We start from the raw sequence: 16,255 nt of genomic DNA, 5'->3' as shown, positions 1-16,255 counted from the left end.
TGTAAATCAAGTTTTATTATAATATTATAAAATATTTTTTGTGGTTTTATTTAAATTAGCTCGAAAATAAAGAATTGTTTCTTGCCTTTTTTAATTAAAAAGAGGTTATTTTGATCAGCTAAACTAGTATTAATTTCAGAAGAAGATTCAATTTTTATGCCGTTAATTTCGAGAGCTTTATGTGAAATAAATTCATTTAATTCACGTTTTGAACTAAAAATACCTAATTCAATTAGACTGTTTTGGTCAAAAAATTTTGCACTAAAATAGGGCAAAATTTTTTTTAGTTCTAACTTATCATTAAAAGTTATTTCAAAATAATTTATTTTATTAAATAGAATTTGGGTTATTTTTTCTGCAATTTCAAGCCCTTTTTGGCCATGAATGTTAAAAACAACCTCTTTTGCCAATTCTTTTTGCAAAATTCGGTCTTTTTTATTTTGATTGTGCAAAGAAATTAACTGCCTGATTGAATCTAGATCTAAAAATGACAGTCAGAGCATAATTTTTTCGGCCTGCGAATCACTTTGATTCAACAAAAATTGATATAAATTAAAAGGTGAATACATATTTTTGTCAAGCCAAATCGGTTTTCCAAGACTTTTGCCAAATTTTTCATTGTTTTCGTCAGTAAGTAAATTTGTCGTAAAAACAAAGGTCTTGTCCTTATTTTTTAGGTTTGATTTTTTAATAAAATCAAGGCCAGTCACCATGTTGCCTCATTGATCAGACCCCCCTGATTGGGCAATTATGTCGTGATTTTGGGCTAAAAATTTAAAATCTCACCCTTGAATTAATTGATAAGAAAATTCTGTAAATGAGAGTCCAGACTCAATGCGCGAAGAAACAGAATCTTTCGCCAACAAATAAGCAATATTAATATTTTTCCCAATATCGCGCAAAAAGGTTAAAATATTCATATCTTTGTAAATTTCAAAATTATCAAAAACAGGCAAATTAAACAATTTTAACTGGTTTTTTATTTTTTCAGTGTTATTTTTGACACTTTCAAAATCAAGCAACTTTCGCTCATTAGGTCTAAAAGACGGATCGCCAATCATTCCAGTGGCACCACCGACAACGGCAAGAACTTTAATCCCAAAATTTTGAAGACGTTGTAAAAGATTTATTGAAATGTAATTGCCTAAATGAAGTGAAGGCGCTGTTGGATCAAAGCCGATATAAATTCCGTTTTCAGAAGAAAGATTTAAAAATCTATCAGGATTAGTGATATCTTTTAAAATTCCTCTCTGTTTTAGCTCATCAAGAAAATCAATTTTATTTTTGTCAGACATAGAAAAACTCTCCAAAATTAGTTCTATTTTTTCAATAAAAGGGCGATTTCTTGATCATAAATTGGCTTATTATCAACATAAGGTGTTTCTAAAATTATTGGAATATTATCAAAAAGTGGGTCATGAACAATTTTTTGAAGAGTTTCAAGACCAATAAAGCCTTTGTCAATATTAGCATGACGATCTTTTTTTGAACCAAGCGGATTTGCTGAATCATTTAGATGAATAACTTTTATGTGATTTATTATTTTAGTTTTTATTAATTCTTGTTGAAATTCAGCATAATTTTTAAGATTATAACCAGCATCTCAGACATGACAAGTATCAAGGCAAACCCCAATTCTTTCTGAATTTAGGTCTTGAATTATCTCGACTATTTCTTCAAAACTTGAACACATTTCAGTTCCTTTTCCGGTCATAGTCTCAAGTAAAATCTCGACATTTTTTGTTTTTTCAAGTATAACTTTAAGTGACTTTACAAGCTGATTTTTTGCTTCTAATCTTGTATAAGTTGTGAAAAAACCAGGGTGTAAAACCAGGAATTTTGCCCCTATAAAGTTCATTTTTTCAATCTCTTTTACCAAAAAATCAATAGAAAAATTAGCTTTTAATGGATTAGCTAAATTTAAAATATAAGGAGCATGAACGACTATATCAGCAGGCGGAATTTGCTTAGAAAATTCAGCGACATACTGTTCAAATTTATAATTTTCAGGTTTAGTTCTCATTGTTGACTGAGGTGGGCCTAAAAAAATCATTGCTGTATTTGCTTTATTTTTTAGAGAAATATCGATTGCACCAAAAAGGTAATCTGGTTTTTTAAAAGGTACATGTGATCCAATTTTTATCATTTGATTTTAACCTCGCTTAAAATTTCAGGTAATTTAAAACTGTGAATTTCGATGTTTTTAAATTTTTCTTGTAATATTTGGGCAATTTTATCAGTAAAAACTTGCTCAATAAGGTGGGGAATTTCTAAAACTTTGATTTTATGATGCATGATCGTAAGTTGATCTGATCATTTGAGATCAGAAGTTATAACAAGATTGGCTTTTTGTTTTTTTGCTAAAAGACATGCTAAAATTCCGCCTGAACCTGGAAGAATTGCCACTTTTTTTGGCAAAAAATCTTGTGAAAAATTAGTTCGAAAAGTCACTAAATTACTATTTAGTGAAATTCTTTTTAAAATTTCTGAGACCCTTAAATTATTTTCAATTAAAATGTTAAAATCATCTATTTTTATAGCCCTACTTGAATCTAGCCCTCACTGACTAGCGATTGAAAATGCGGTTTGGTTGTCTGTTGAGTCAAAATTCGTGTGGAGGCCAAGCACGCTAATTGAGTGTTTTTTTAAAAGGCTCGAAATTTTTTTCTTGTATGGCGAATTTTGAAATTCTTCCTTTTTTGTGGGATAAAAAAAGAAAGGATGATGTGAAATTATTAAATTATAATTATTTTTTATGGCAAAATCTAAAACACTTTTTGTAAGATCAATGCAAATAAGAACCTTAGAAATTTCAGAATCAAAAAAGAGATTTCAACCGCAATTATCTCAGTCTTGACAGTTTTCCAAGGGAAATTTTTCGAGCAAAAAGTCGCCAATTAGTTTTGTTTTCATACTTTTTTTAGTTAAAATCACGTAGTGACCATCTTTTTTGAGGGGTTCTTAATTTTTTAAGAATTTTACCCTCTATTTGACGTACTCGCTCCTTTGTAACGCGACGCATGGCAGCTAATTCTTCAAAACTATGAGCTTGATATGGAACACCATTTTCATCAACACCAACTCCATAACGGCGTTTGATAAAATCTTTTTCATCATAGTCAAGCGTTGTCTCGATTATTTCAAGTAAAACTTTAGCTTTTTCCTCGCGCTCGGCGTATTCAGCTGGCGAAATTAAATTTTCATCCTTAATAAAATCAGAAAAAGAGCTATCCTCTTCTTTTCCGATGGCTTTATCTAGCGAAATCGGGTCGACATTTATTTTTTTAATATAACGGACTTTTTCGGCTGTAAATTCAGGTCCAAGACGCTGAGCAATTTCTTCGGCTGTTGGATTTAGCCCTTTTTCTTGCTGTAATTCTCTCTCAGCTTTGTTAATTTTATTAATAGTTTCGACCATATGAACCGGAATTCTAATTAGTCTTGCCTGATCAGCCACAGCTCTTGTGATTGCTTGACGAATTCATCAAGTTGCATAAGTTGAAAATTTAAATCCTTTAGTGTGGTCATATTTTGAAACGGCCTTAATAATTCCTAAATTACCTTCAGAAATTAGGTCAATAAAATTTAAGCCACGGTTTTTATAGCGTTTTGCACTGTTTACAACCAGTCTTAAATTACGTTTTATTAAGGTATCACGAGCTTTTTTACCGATTCGACCTTTAATTTGCATTTTACGGGCCAGTTCTTGTTCTTCTTCTTGACTTAATAATTTTCCGTATTTTCCGATTCAGCGCATGTATCATTTGATCATGTCGTTTGTGTCGGTAAGTTTATTTCGGTAAACATCGTCACTGTAAACTTTAGGTTTGCGAAATTGACTTGAATTTTCATCATTGATATAATCAAGATCGTCAATATCTTGGATTCTTAGTGATTCATCAACTGAGTGACCAAATTCCATTTCGCCACTGTCATCTTGGCCCAAGTCATCAAAATCTTCTTGGTCATCAAGCCTGTCTAGGCTTAAATCTTTGTCATCATCTAAATTATCAAGATTTTTCTTTGTTTTATTTTTAGAATTTTTTTGACCAATTTGGTCAGCAAAATCTGAACTTGAAACATCTTCAAGATCTTCTTTGTCCAGTTCATCACTAATTATTTTTTTCTGCATTAAAATTTGAAAAAACTCGTCTAACTCATCCTCTGAAACGGAAAGGTTTAAATTTTCGATATATTTATAAACATCTTCGTGGCTTAAAAATGCATTTTCAGCAGTTTTTTTCGAACTTTTTTTCGCAGTTTGTTTTTGTTTTTTTTCTAATTGCTCTTGTAACTTTTCAATAACAAACTGATAACGTGACTCGGGACTATTAGCTGATTCAGAAATATTGTCAGAAGTTTCTAGCTTGTGGTTATCTTCAAAAAGTTCTTTATTTTTGGAGCTTTTTTGCTCTTTTGCTGTTGTTTTTGTTTGTTTTGTCTTTTTTTTGGGTTTTTCTAATTTTTCTTGCTCTAATTCTAAAATCTCAGTATTTACGGTTTTAGATTTTGCGGTTGAAGAAACTTTAACTTTTGCTTTTAAAGTTTTATTGGTTGAGTTAATATTTTTTGATAATTGATTTAAAGTTTTAGTTCGAAATGCCTCGATACTTTTTAGAAAATCAGATTGATGCTTGGTTGTTTTAATAACATTAAAAAAATTCTCAATTTGTTCATATGAGTTTTTTCTTTTTTCATTAACAATAATTTTTTTTGAATTTTTAGTGTTCAAACTGTCAGAATCGATATTCAAATTTAAATTAGAATCTACTTGGACTTGCTCTTTTGTTTTTTTACGTGAAGTTTTTACCTTTTTTTCAGCGGTTTTAGTTGCTGACTTTGTAGATTTTTCAGAAAAACTATAAGTTTTTTGGGAATTTTTAGGTTCTTGTATTGCCAATTTATTACCAATTTTCATTATCAGCGCCCCCTTGAATTTCGTCGTTATACAAATCAATTACAAAATCATTTTTATTATTTTTTAAATGCTGATGTAAAATATCGTTATTTATTTTTCTTCTTCTTTCATTAATATCTTCAACAAGCTTTTCAACGTCATCTATTGTTTTTTCATGTACATTAAAATTTATAAAGTCATGAGTTGATATTTGCGAATATTCATTTAATAAATATTCTTTTAATAAATTGCCTGCTTCATTAATTTTTTGTATAGCTTGCTTGTAAATTTCAGGATTTTTTCTATCACTAGAATATAATGTTTCAACAAACTTATTATTAAGTGCATTTAAAAATTTAAAATTTAAACTTTTAAAACTAGAAAATTTTCCCTGATCACCTTCAATAAAATCCTTCAAAATAATTAAAAATAATCTTAACTCAAGATATTGAACTGGATATGCATGGTTTTCATATCTATTCCTTTTATTTTGTTGTCTATTTTCAAAAAGATCTTCATTTTCTTCAAGTTCCCGACCAGGTTTAGATGGATACTGAATTTGTTTTATTCAACGAAAAGCACTTTTTTCAATACCTAAGTCATCATAAATTTTTTTCAAAAAAACACCTAGTAATGGGCTATTTTGGGCATGCAAACTTTGTAAAAACGGTGTAAATTTGTTGACAAATTCAGTAATTTCATCGCTAGAATTTTCTTTGATTTGATTTTTGTAAAAACTGTAGGCAAAATCAAAGCAATTTTGGCGGTCTGAAAGTTTTTCTAAAAAACTTTCAGCACCAAAATTATTTAAATACTCATCAGGATCTTTTCCGTCAAAACCTGATATAATGTAAGTTTTAATTTTGTTTTGCGAAAGTATGAGTGCCGATTTTAAGGTAGCCTCAAGACCAGCCCGATCACCATCAAGGGCAATGACAACTGTAAAATTATTCAGTAATTCACAGTGTTTTTTAGTCAAAGAAGTACCCATAAGCGCAATTACATTTTTAATATTGACCTTGTAAAATGCAATGACGTCAAAAAAACCTTCAGTAATAAAAATTTCTTTGGGATTATCAGCAATTGCATTTTTATAATTATAGAAAATTTCAGATTTAGAAAACAGTTTGCTTGATGGTGAGTTTAAATATTTTGGTTCACATTTAGTGTTAGGCAAACAACGGCCAGAAAATCCAACAACTTTTCCTTCTAAATTTTCAATAGGGAAAACAATTCGATTTTGAAAAAAATCAAAACCTTGTTGATTTAAAAGCGAATAATCCTTTAAAGTTTCTTCATCAAATAATTTTGAATCAACTAGTCGTGGTTTTAAAAATGAACTTGGCGCAAAGCCGATTTTAAATTTTTCAATAATTTCGCGACTTAGTCCTCGCGAATTTATAAAGTTGTAAATTTGCAATTCTTGTCGGTTTTTAGGGTTTTTTTTGGCTCTTGATGTAATTGTAAGCAGCTCTAAAAGATAAAGTGAAACTGAATTTTCAAAAGCACGGAGTGCTTGAAGTTCAATTTCAGAATAAACTTTTACAGGAGCCAAATTATTTGCTAATTCAAGGTTCAAATTGTATTCTTTGTTGAGATATTCAACAGCTTGAAAAAAATTCAAATTTTTTCAAAACATTACAAAGCTAACAATATTTCCACCTTTTTGACAAGAAAAACACTTAAAAATTTGCTTAGAAATTGAAACTGACAAGGATGGATTTTTGTCCTCATGAAATGGACAAAGTCCAACAAATGTGTTTCTTCCACTAGGTGAAAGCTGGATTGCTTGTGAAATTAGCGCATAAATATCGGTGTTTTTTAAAATATGAGCTAAAATTTGCTGCTTATTCATTTGAAGAATTTTCCTCTATAAATTGGATAATTTCGGTGATTTTTATTCTTTTTTGTTCACAAGTATCGCGAAATCTGATTGTTACACTTTGATTTTGAATTCCCTCTTCATCGACTGTAATGCAAAAAAAAGTCCCAATTGAGTCTTGATAATAATATCTTTTGCCAATAGTTCCTGTGTTTGAAAAAGTAGCGGTAATTCCGTGGCTAACAAGTATTTTCCATATTTCTTCTGCTTGAGGTGAAAATTTCTTTAAAAGCGGTAAAACTGCAACTTTATATGGGCTTAAAATAAACGGAAATTTAAGAAAATAACGGTCTTTTTCGATGTCATGAACAAAATTTTGCTCTAAAATCGCTAACATAAGTCTGTCTAGGCCAATTGATGGTTCGATTATGTATGGTAAAATTTTTTGACCGTTTGCTGAATCGACAAATTCAAGATTTTCGCCACTTTTAGCCATATGATTTTTAAGATCAAAATTTCCACGGTTGGAAATTCCAATTAGTTCACCTCAGCCAAAATTAAAAAAATATTCAAAATCAGTGGTTGCTTTTGCATAATGGGCTAATTTTTCAGGTTGATGATTGCTAATTCGGATTGAATCGGGCGAAAAACCTAATTTGGATAAAAAAAGTCGAACTTTTTCAATTTCAGAGTGAAAAATTTCATCGGCTTGTTCAGGTCTGACAAAAATTTCCTGTTCAAGTTGAGTAAATTCACGGGTCCTAAAGATGAAATTTCCAGGCGAAATTTCATTTCGGAATGATTTTCCGACTTGAGCAATTCGAAGAGGCAAGGTGTTTTTAGTAAATCTTAAAAGTGATTTAAAATTTATAAAAATTCCTTGAGCTGTTTCAGGTCGCAAATACAATGTTGTTTTTTCATTTTCAACAACACCTTGTTCGGTTTGGAATAAAAGATTGAAATTTTTAGGAATAGATCAGTCAGTTTTTGATCCATCGTAATTTTCAATTTTAGCCAAATATTGCTGAATTTCTTGTTGATTTAATTTTTCAAAAATTAAATTTGGAAAATTATTTTCAAACAAATGGTCAACACGATAACGTTTTTTATTAATTTTATTTTCAACTAGCAAGTCGCTAAAATTTTCAAGATGACCTGAGGCTTGTCAAACTTTTGGGTTTAGCAAAATTTTTGTGTCAATAAAAAAGGCACTAAGATCTTTGTTTATGAAAAAATCAGCCCAAAAATTTTCAATATTTTTAGCTAAAAGAACACCAAGGTGGCCATAATCATAAGAATTTGCTAAACCTCCATAAATTTGTGAACTAGGAAAAATAAATCCTAAATTCTTTAGATAATTAATAAAAAATTGGTAGTTTTCAAATTTGGCCATAATTTATCCTTTTAATTTTCTTTTTTATTTAAAAAATGAGTCAAAATTAATATTTTTTGATGAAAATTCAGACATTTTTTTGGACATTGATTCAAACTCATTAATTAAACGGTTAAATTCAGCACCTGTTCGACCTGAACCGCGAATAATTCGATTCCTGCGAGATGGATTTTTTAAAAGTTTTGGTTTTTTGCGTTCTTCATGAGTCATTGATGAGATTAAAATTTTATAAAGTTTCATTTTTTGCTCAACTTCATCAATCTGACTTGCGTTAATTTTGCCCGATAATCCAGGAATCATTTTTATTATTTTCGAAAATTTTCCAATTTTTTGAATTTGAGCAAGACTATTTAGGAGGTCATCTAAATTAAATTGACCAGAAAACATACGATGAGACAATTTTTTAACGGTTTGTTTGTCAATATTTTCTTCGGCTTGTTCTAAAAGTGACATCACATCACCCATACCTAAAATTCGATCAGCGATTCTGTTTGGGTGAAATAGTTCTAAGGCAGAAATTTTTTCACCTGAACCAATAAATAAAATCGGAATTTTAAGCAAATGTGTGATGGAAAGAGCCGCTCCTGCACGTGCATTTGAGTCTAATTTTGTAATAATTGACCCAGTTAAATTAATTTCTTTATGAAAAGTTTCGGCAACATTTATTATATCTTGACCAGAAAGGGCATCAAGAACAAAAAGAATTTGATCAGGTTTTACAGCTTTTTTAATTTCAACTAACTCAGTCATCAGTTCAGAATTAATTGAAAGACGACCGGCGGTGTCAAAAATAACAAGGTCATAATTGTTATTTCTGCTATAAATTAGGGCATCTTTTGCAATTTCAACAGGAGTTTTTTCAATATAAAAAACATCAATTGAAACTTGTTTTCCTAATTGTTTCAATTGATCAATCGCAGCAGGACGGTAAGTATCACAAGCTACTAGTAAAATTTTTTTTGAAAAATTTTTTTGACGAGCATAAACTGCAAGTTTTGCCGTAGTTGTAGTTTTTCCTGAACCTTGAAGACCAACTAGCATTATTGTTGTTGGTTTTTTAGCAAAATTAATAGGTTTTGCACTAACTCCAAGAACTGAAACTAAATTTTGGTGTAATATTTTCAAAAATTCTTGTTGGAGATTAAGTTTGGAAGTCAGCCCGTTTGTTAAAACCTGATTTTTTACCTGAGCAATAAAGTTTTTAACAACTAATAAATTAACGTCAGCCTCAAGTAAAGCAAGACGAATTTCACGAATAATTTCTGCTAAATCTTGCTCATTAATGGTTACAGATTTCTGAATTTTTTTTAAAGATGACTGGATTCTATTGGTCAAAAAATCTAACATTTTAAAAATAGAAAATTTTTCCTAAAAAAACAGGAAAAATTTTATACCTTTCTTTATATTTTTTGATTTTAAATTAATGATTATTTAGCTTCTTTTATTTGAGAATTAACTTCTGTATAAAAATCGACAGCTTGTTTTTCGATGCCTTCACCAACTTCAAAGCGAACAGCTTGGACTAATTTAGCAGAATTTTGTTCTAAATATTTACCAACAGAAATGGCGCTATCCGTTGCTAAAGGTTGAAATTCAAGAACGAATTCTGACAATTCTTTTTCAATCTTACCACGTTTAATTTTTTGCTTGATTTCTTCAGGTTTCTTTTCAAAATTCTTATCTAAGGCAAGTGAATCTTCAACTTTTTGATTGATTTCTGCAAGTCTTTCTTGAGGCAAATCGGACTCAAAATTAAATTCTGGTTTTAGAGCTGAAACATGCATAGAAATATCTTTTGCAATAGTGCAATTTCCACCATCTAAAACAACAACAGAAGCAATTTGTCCGTTAGAATGTGTATAAAGCCCAACTTTTTGTCCTTCTAAAATTTTGGTTTTTAGTACACGACGCAAGGTTATTTTTTCACCCATAGTTGCGGTAGATTCGATTAACATTTCTGCAATTGTACGGGAATCTTGATTTTTAATAGTTAAAGCTGTTTCTAAATTATCAAAGTCATTTTCTAGAAGTAATTTGGCAATTTCACCTTGAAGTTTTACAAAGTTTTGATTTTTAGCAACAAAGTCTGTTTCTGAATTAAGTTCAAAAATTAGGGCATGTTTTTCACATTTAGTTGCTAAAACTAAACCTTCAGCGGCAATACGGTCAGCTTTTTTTAGTGCTTTTGACTTACCGTTTTCGTGAAGTCATTTAATAGCACCGTTTATTTCATAGTCAGAATTTTCAAGAGCTGTTTTGCAATCAACAAAAGGAGCATCCGTAATTTCTCTTAATTCTTTAATTTTTGCTAATTTATCTATTTTTAACATTTTTTACTCCTTTTTTATTAATTATGCAATTTTAGATTCGCTAGACTGGCTAGGATTTTGTACTTTTTTATCGGCTGATTTGCTTTTTGATTTATCAAATTTTTCAAATTTATCGAATGAATTACGGCGAAATCTTAGCTGTTTTTGCTCTTTTTCAGGATCTTCTGGCAAAATAATTTGCTCATCAGGCTGATATGCAAAAAGTTTTTTACCACCTTTTGCTGATGAAATTGCATCAGCTAAAATAGTAAAAATTAATGTGATTGATTTAGTTGAATCATCATTAGCTGGAATTCCAAAGTCAACCAAAGATGGATCAACATTTGAATCTGTTATTCCGATAATTTTAATCCCTTTTTTACGGGCTTCTTTAACTGCGATTATATCTTTTAAAGGATCGGCAACTAACATTATTAATGAAAAAAGTGGAACGTCTTTTAACCCTTTAATTCCGTTAAGATTTTTTTGTAATTTAGCTAATTGTTTTTGTTTTGAAAGTATTTCTTTTTTTGTATAACCTTCAAAATTTTCTGCTGTTTGTTGTTCAAGTTCTTCCATTGCTTTAAGTCGTGACAAAATTGTACGACTGTTTGTTAAAGTTCCGCCTAATCAACGACCAGAAACGTATATTGAATTTGTACGGATTGCTTGTTCTTCGATGGCTTTTTTTGCTTGTTTTTTTGTACCTACAAAAATAAATTTAGCACCTTTTTGGGCAAATTTTTCAACTAATTTATAAGCAATTTCTAACATTTTTTGAGTTTTTAAAACGTCAATAATGTGAGTTTCATTGCGCTTTCTTTTTAGTAAAAATTGTGCCATTTTAGGGTGTCACTGTGATGATTTATGACCAAAATAAACACCCGCCTCTAATAGTTTTTGCTTTGAAACGATAGGAATTTCCGCTGAGTTTTCAGTAGAAATCTCACCAATGTTCAACATTTGGCTATCTTTTTGTTCGATATTTTGGTTTTGTTTAGCTGTTGTTGCCTTATCCATGAATATTTCCTTTTGTTTGTTGTTTCTACTTAAAATTTCTAACAGATAGAACTTAAAAAAGCACATCTATCTGAATCCATTTTAATGATATTTGAGCTAATAAATATAAATTAAAAATTAAATTATACCATAAAATAAAAAATAAACAATAATTTAAATCATTTGATCAATATATGCAATAAAATCAATGATTCCAGGGTATGTAAGTGCAATTTCTATCCCTTCTTTTTCTAAAAAATGGGAAGAAATTGACTTTTTTGAAAAATCGATTTTGTCTACGCTTAAAATGTAAAATTTTTCAAGTTGTTTAAAAAAAATGATGAAAAATGCACAACCAAAATGTTTTCTAACTTTATGTAGATAATTGATTTGATGGTCTGGAATTTGCTTTAAATTTAAGACATTTTCATTGGTACTTTTGGCTTCAAAGGCAACAAAAATTCCTTTATAAATTCCATAATAATCAACAGTTGACTTTTTTAATACAAAAGCATCATTTAAGGTCAAATCTTTTTGAACAGCTTTAAAACCAATATCTAGATTTTTTTTGTGAAAAATCGCAATGTCGTTTTGATAATAAAATTCAATTGTGTTGTTAATAATTTTTTCAAGAAACATTCCGCGGTTTTTATGATTCATATTTTTAATTAAATTTTTAAGCTTTATTTGACCAAAAAAGGAAAAAAATGGGAAAAACAAGCACTTTTTCACATTTTTAGCCTAAAATTTAAAAATTTATTAATATTAAGCGGGATGCAGCTCCCCTTGGGTAAAAATTAAAACCTCAGATTTAGAAGCATATATAACACCGTCGGTAATTCTAAATTTGAGTTCTTCTTTTTCGTTTAAAACATACAAAACCGATGGTGAAATTATTCCGCAAAAAGGCGTGATTCCGTATTGGGCAACACGGTATCCTAGTTGTGTTTTTGCAGTAACTGAAACTGGTTGGGATTCTAAAATGATTCCTTTTTGACTAAAGATTTTAAGATTAATTGTTTTCACTTCATCCCATCTTTTTTGCCTTTTCTAATGCTTGATTAATTGTCCCAACATATAAAAATGCTTCTTCAGGGACATTATCAAATTTGCCAGATAAAAGTTCGCTAAAATTATTAACTGTGTCTTCGATTTTAATGAATTGGCCTTCAATTCCTGAAAATTTTTGAGCCACAAAAAACGGCTGAGATAAAAAGTTTCGAATCCGGCGGGCTCTTGCAACAACTTGTTTATCTGACTCACTAAGCTCGTCAACACCCAAAATTGCGATAATATCCTGTAATTCCTTGAATCTTTGTAAAATTTGGACTACTTTTTTAGCTACTTCATAATGCTGTTTTCCAACAACGCTAGGATCTAAAGCTCTCGAAGAAGATGCCAAAGGATCAACTGCAGGATAAATTCCCAGAGCAGCAATCCCACGATCTAAAACTGTTTTGGCATCAAGGTGCGAAAATGTAGTTGCAGGCGCGGGGTCTGTGATGTCATCAGCAGGAACATAAACGGCCTGAACCGAAGTTATTGAACCCCTGATTGTCGATGTAATTCGCTCTTGAAGTTGACCCATTTCAGTTGAAAGTGTCGGTTGATAGCCAACTGTCGATGGAATTCTACCTAAAAGTGTTGAAACTTCTGAACCAGCTTGGGTAAATCGAAAAATGTTGTCAATAAAAAGTAGAACGTCCTGATTGTCTTGGTCACGAAAATGTTCGGCCATTGTCAAGGCAGAAAGAGCAACTCTCATTCGGGCACCAGGAGGCTCGTTCATTTGACCAAAAACTAAGGCAGTTTTGTCTAAAACACCACTAGCTTTCATTTCAAAATAAAGGTCGTTTCCTTCTCGAGAACGTTCACCTACTCCAGCAAAAACTGAAAGTCCACCGTGTTTAGTTGCTATATTATTAATAAGTTCTTGAACTAAAACAGTTTTTCCAACTCCCGCTCCTCCAAAAAGACCGATTTTTCCACCTTTTACAAAAGGAATTAATAAATCAATAACTTTAATTCCTGTAACTAAAATTTCACTTACGGCTTTTTGTTCTAAATATGTCGGGGCAGCTGAATGGATAGGTTTTTTTTCAACTGAATCAAGAGCAGGGCCACTATCAATTGGATTTCCTAAAACATTGAACATTCGTGATAAGACTTGATTTCCAACCGGAACTGAAATTTGTGAACCTGTATCTTTTACTTCTAAACCTTTTGATAAATTATAAGTCATTGACATTGCAATTGCACGGACAATTCCCTCACCTAAATGTTGGGCAACTTCAAAAACGATTTTTTGATTGTCAACTTCAACTTCAAGGGCTGAAAGAATTGCAGGCATATGGTCGTTTGGAAATTGAACATCAATAACAGGACCAAAAATTTGAACTATATGACCAATATTAATCTGTTTTTTCATTTTTTTACCTACTTTTGCTACATTTTTCCGCTGATAATTTCGATAATTTCTTGGGTGATCATCGACTGGCGGCTTGAGTTTATTTCAAGTTCTAATTTTTGAAGAATATCTTGGGCATTATCTGTTGCACTTTCCATTGAAGTTCGACGAGCAGATGTCTCAACTAATTTAGATTCGATAAATATTTTTTCCAAAAGGGATTTAATATAAAAAGGGATTAGTTTTTTGAGTACTTCAACTGCACTGGGTTCAAATTCAATTCCATATCCCTCTTGTTTTGTTTTATTTTTTGCAAAATCAAATAAGTTAATAATATTTGGCTTTGATTGAATTATATTTATAAATTTATTATAACAAATGAAAATTTTTTTATATTTTTTTTCAGAAATTGCCTTATTTATTAAGTTTGTCACTTGAATAATTGGTTCAGAAAAATTCGTCTCTTCAACTCCAGGAAAATATTTGATAATATTTTTAGGATATCTTAGTGATATATAGTTATAAATTTTCTTGCCAAAAATAATGATTTCATCATTTTTTGTTAAACCAGGAGTAATTTTTTTTAAAATTTGATTATTAAGCGCACCGCAAAAACCTAAATTTGAACCAAAAACAATGTAGAGATTTTTTTCCGAGTTTGATGCTACTAGCTCCTCAGGTGTTTTGCATAAATTTGCCAAAATATTTTGCATAATATGGTCTAAATTTTCAAAATATTCTTGAGATGACTTAAATTGACGTTTAATTTTGGGAATTTTTGAATTAGCTATCATTTCCATAACGCCAGTAATTTTTTTTATATTTTGAATTTGGGTAAATCTTGCGCGAATTCTATTTAATTTAGGCATTTTTGCTCTCTTTTATAAAAAACCAACTAAAAACTTCGACCTGAATTAAAATTTTCAATCAATTTTGTTATTGAATTTAAAATTAAATTTAAATCGTCAGTTTTTAAATTAATATTATGATCAATTTTTTCTAAAATTGACTTAATTTCAGAATCTGTGTCTAAATATTTAAGAAAAACTGATTTAAAAGATTGCATAGATTCAAGTTGCAACTGATCAATTAGATGTTCTCTAATTAAAATTAACAGCATTATTTGCTGAATTTGTGAAAAATGTTGTTGATTTTCTTGTTTTAAAAGTTCATAAATTTTGTTTCCGCGATCAAGAATTAACTGCGAACTTGGTCCTAAATCAGATCCAAATTGTGCAAAAGCCTTAAGTTCATTATATTGTGCCAGTTCTAATTTTAATGATGAAGAAGCTCATTTCATTAATTTAGATTGAGCCGCTGAACCTACCCGCGAAACTGAAAGACCTATATCAATTGCCGGTTTTTGTCCTGAATTAAAAAGATTATCACGAACAAAAATTTGACCGTCGGTAATAGATATCACATTTGTCGGAATATAAGCTGAAATATCGCCAGCTTGAGTTTCAATTATTGGCAAAGCGGTGATTGAACCGCCACCTGTTTCATCAGATAATTGTGATGAACGCTCTAAAAGGTATGAGTGCTGGTAAAAAATATCCCCAGGAAAAGCTTCTCTTCCAGGTGGTCTTCTTAATAAAAGTGAGAGCGTTCTGTATGCAATAGCATGTTTTGATAAGTCATCATAAATTATCAAAACATCTTTGCCTTTATGCATTCAATATTCGGCAATTGAGGTTCCAGAATATGGGGCTAAGTATTGTAAAGGTGACAGTTCACTAGCTCCAGAGACAACAACTGTTGTATAATCAAGGGCACCTTTTTTCTCAAGAAGGGCAACAATTTGGGCTACACTTGAATTTTTTTGGCCAATTGCAACATAAACACAGTAAACATTTTTGCCTTTTTGGTTTAAAATTGTGTCAATAGCGATTGTTGTTTTTCCAGTTTGACGGTCACCAATTATTAGCTCACGTTGTCCTTTTCCAATTGGAACTAATGAGTCAATTGCTAAAATTCCGGTCTGAAGTCCACGGTCTACACTTTTTCTGTCCATTATTGAAGGTGCATTTGTAAAAATTTCAGATTTTATACTATTATCAAATTCGCCTTTTCCATCAATTGGAAGGCCAAGGGCATTAACAACACGGCCTAAAAGTTGATCACCAACTGTAATTGAAATGACAGACTTTGTTCTTCTGACAGTTGAGCCTTGAAAAACAGAGTTTTCATTTCCCATAATAACAACACCAATTAAATCTTGCTCAAGATTCAGTGCAATTCCAAAAACACTATTTTCAAATTGAACAAGCTCACCAAATTTTACTTTTTCAATCCCGGAAACAAGCGCAACTCCATCTCCAACAACAATAACTTTTCCAATATCATCATGTTGAATTTTGGACTCGAAATTTTTAATTTCATTTTTAATTATTGCGGTTAAATTTATATCTTTATTCATGTTAAAAAA

Annotated in this window: 14 protein-coding genes; all 14 read right to left on the bottom strand. The window is 30.5% G+C overall.

All coding sequences use genetic code 4. The features are described 5' to 3' along the window. Positions 1–50: 50 nt before the first annotated feature. The 14 genes from tyrS to atpA all read right to left on the bottom strand — a co-directional run bounded on the left by tyrS (position 51) and on the right by atpA (position 16,246). Complete coding sequence (gene tyrS, locus V3255_RS00380) at positions 51–1,295, bottom strand: tyrosine--tRNA ligase (RefSeq protein WP_333503452.1); 1,245 nt, start codon at positions 1,293–1,295, stop codon at positions 51–53. 23 nt (positions 1,296–1,318) lie between these two features. Then, a complete protein-coding gene (locus V3255_RS00375; RefSeq protein ID WP_333503453.1) occupies positions 1,319–2,146 on the bottom strand; it encodes a deoxyribonuclease IV in 828 nt (275 codons plus the stop codon). After that, the gene (locus V3255_RS00370) at positions 2,140–2,913 is read right to left on the bottom strand and encodes a Nif3-like dinuclear metal center hexameric protein (protein WP_333503454.1); all 774 of its coding nucleotides are present in this window, start codon (positions 2,911–2,913) and stop codon (positions 2,140–2,142) included. The genes V3255_RS00375 and V3255_RS00370 overlap by 7 nt, the downstream gene beginning before the upstream one ends. A 7-nt stretch (positions 2,914–2,920) precedes the next feature. Continuing rightward, positions 2,921–4,282 (bottom strand): RNA polymerase sigma factor, encoded by a 1,362-nt coding sequence (locus V3255_RS00365; protein WP_425183347.1) that lies wholly within the window; start codon positions 4,280–4,282, stop codon positions 2,921–2,923. Positions 4,283–4,904: 622 nt separating this feature from the next. Further along, on the bottom strand, positions 4,905–6,752 hold the full coding sequence (dnaG, locus tag V3255_RS00360; RefSeq protein ID WP_333503455.1) for a DNA primase: 1,848 nt from the start codon (positions 6,750–6,752) through the stop codon (positions 4,905–4,907). Then, positions 6,745–8,112: a glycine--tRNA ligase gene (locus V3255_RS00355; RefSeq protein WP_333503457.1), complete on the bottom strand. Its 1,368-nt coding sequence runs from the start codon at positions 8,110–8,112 to the stop codon at positions 6,745–6,747. Before V3255_RS00355 ends, dnaG begins: the two co-directional genes overlap by 8 nt. A 24-nt stretch (positions 8,113–8,136) precedes the next feature. Continuing rightward, entirely contained in the window at positions 8,137–9,459 is a 1,323-nt protein-coding gene (gene ffh / locus V3255_RS00350) for a signal recognition particle protein (RefSeq protein ID WP_333503459.1), read from the bottom strand. 80 nt (positions 9,460–9,539) lie between these two features. Next, on the bottom strand, positions 9,540–10,442 hold the full coding sequence (gene tsf, locus V3255_RS00345; RefSeq protein ID WP_333503460.1) for a translation elongation factor Ts: 903 nt from the start codon (positions 10,440–10,442) through the stop codon (positions 9,540–9,542). A gap of 21 nt (positions 10,443–10,463) precedes the next feature. Further along, positions 10,464–11,441: a 30S ribosomal protein S2 gene (gene rpsB, locus V3255_RS00340; protein ID WP_252262559.1), complete on the bottom strand. Its 978-nt coding sequence runs from the start codon at positions 11,439–11,441 to the stop codon at positions 10,464–10,466. Positions 11,442–11,594: 153 nt separating this feature from the next. Beyond that, complete coding sequence (gene recU / locus V3255_RS00335) at positions 11,595–12,080, bottom strand: Holliday junction resolvase RecU (RefSeq protein ID WP_333503462.1); 486 nt, start codon at positions 12,078–12,080, stop codon at positions 11,595–11,597. 105 nt (positions 12,081–12,185) lie between these two features. After that, complete coding sequence (locus V3255_RS00330; protein ID WP_044285688.1) at positions 12,186–12,446, bottom strand: ATP synthase subunit epsilon; 261 nt, start codon at positions 12,444–12,446, stop codon at positions 12,186–12,188. Then, the gene (gene atpD / locus V3255_RS00325) at positions 12,433–13,848 is read right to left on the bottom strand and encodes a F0F1 ATP synthase subunit beta (protein ID WP_258824775.1); all 1,416 of its coding nucleotides are present in this window, start codon (positions 13,846–13,848) and stop codon (positions 12,433–12,435) included. The genes V3255_RS00330 and atpD overlap by 14 nt, the downstream gene beginning before the upstream one ends. Positions 13,849–13,865: 17 nt before the next feature. Further along, positions 13,866–14,696 (bottom strand): ATP synthase F1 subunit gamma, encoded by an 831-nt coding sequence (gene atpG, locus V3255_RS00320; protein ID WP_303438540.1) that lies wholly within the window; start codon positions 14,694–14,696, stop codon positions 13,866–13,868. A gap of 26 nt (positions 14,697–14,722) precedes the next feature. Continuing rightward, positions 14,723–16,246 carry a F0F1 ATP synthase subunit alpha gene (atpA, locus tag V3255_RS00315; RefSeq protein WP_333503466.1) on the bottom strand — a complete coding sequence of 508 codons (1,524 nt, stop codon included), beginning with the start codon at positions 16,244–16,246 and terminating at the stop codon, positions 14,723–14,725. Between the last annotated feature and the right edge of the window lie 9 nt (positions 16,247–16,255).

Origin of the sequence: Mesomycoplasma ovipneumoniae (assembly GCF_038095975.1) — a bacterium.
Taxonomy (GTDB): domain Bacteria; phylum Bacillota_I; class Bacilli_A; order Mycoplasmatales; family Metamycoplasmataceae; genus Mesomycoplasma; species Mesomycoplasma ovipneumoniae_C.
This window is presented reverse-complemented; position numbering and strand designations above follow the sequence as displayed.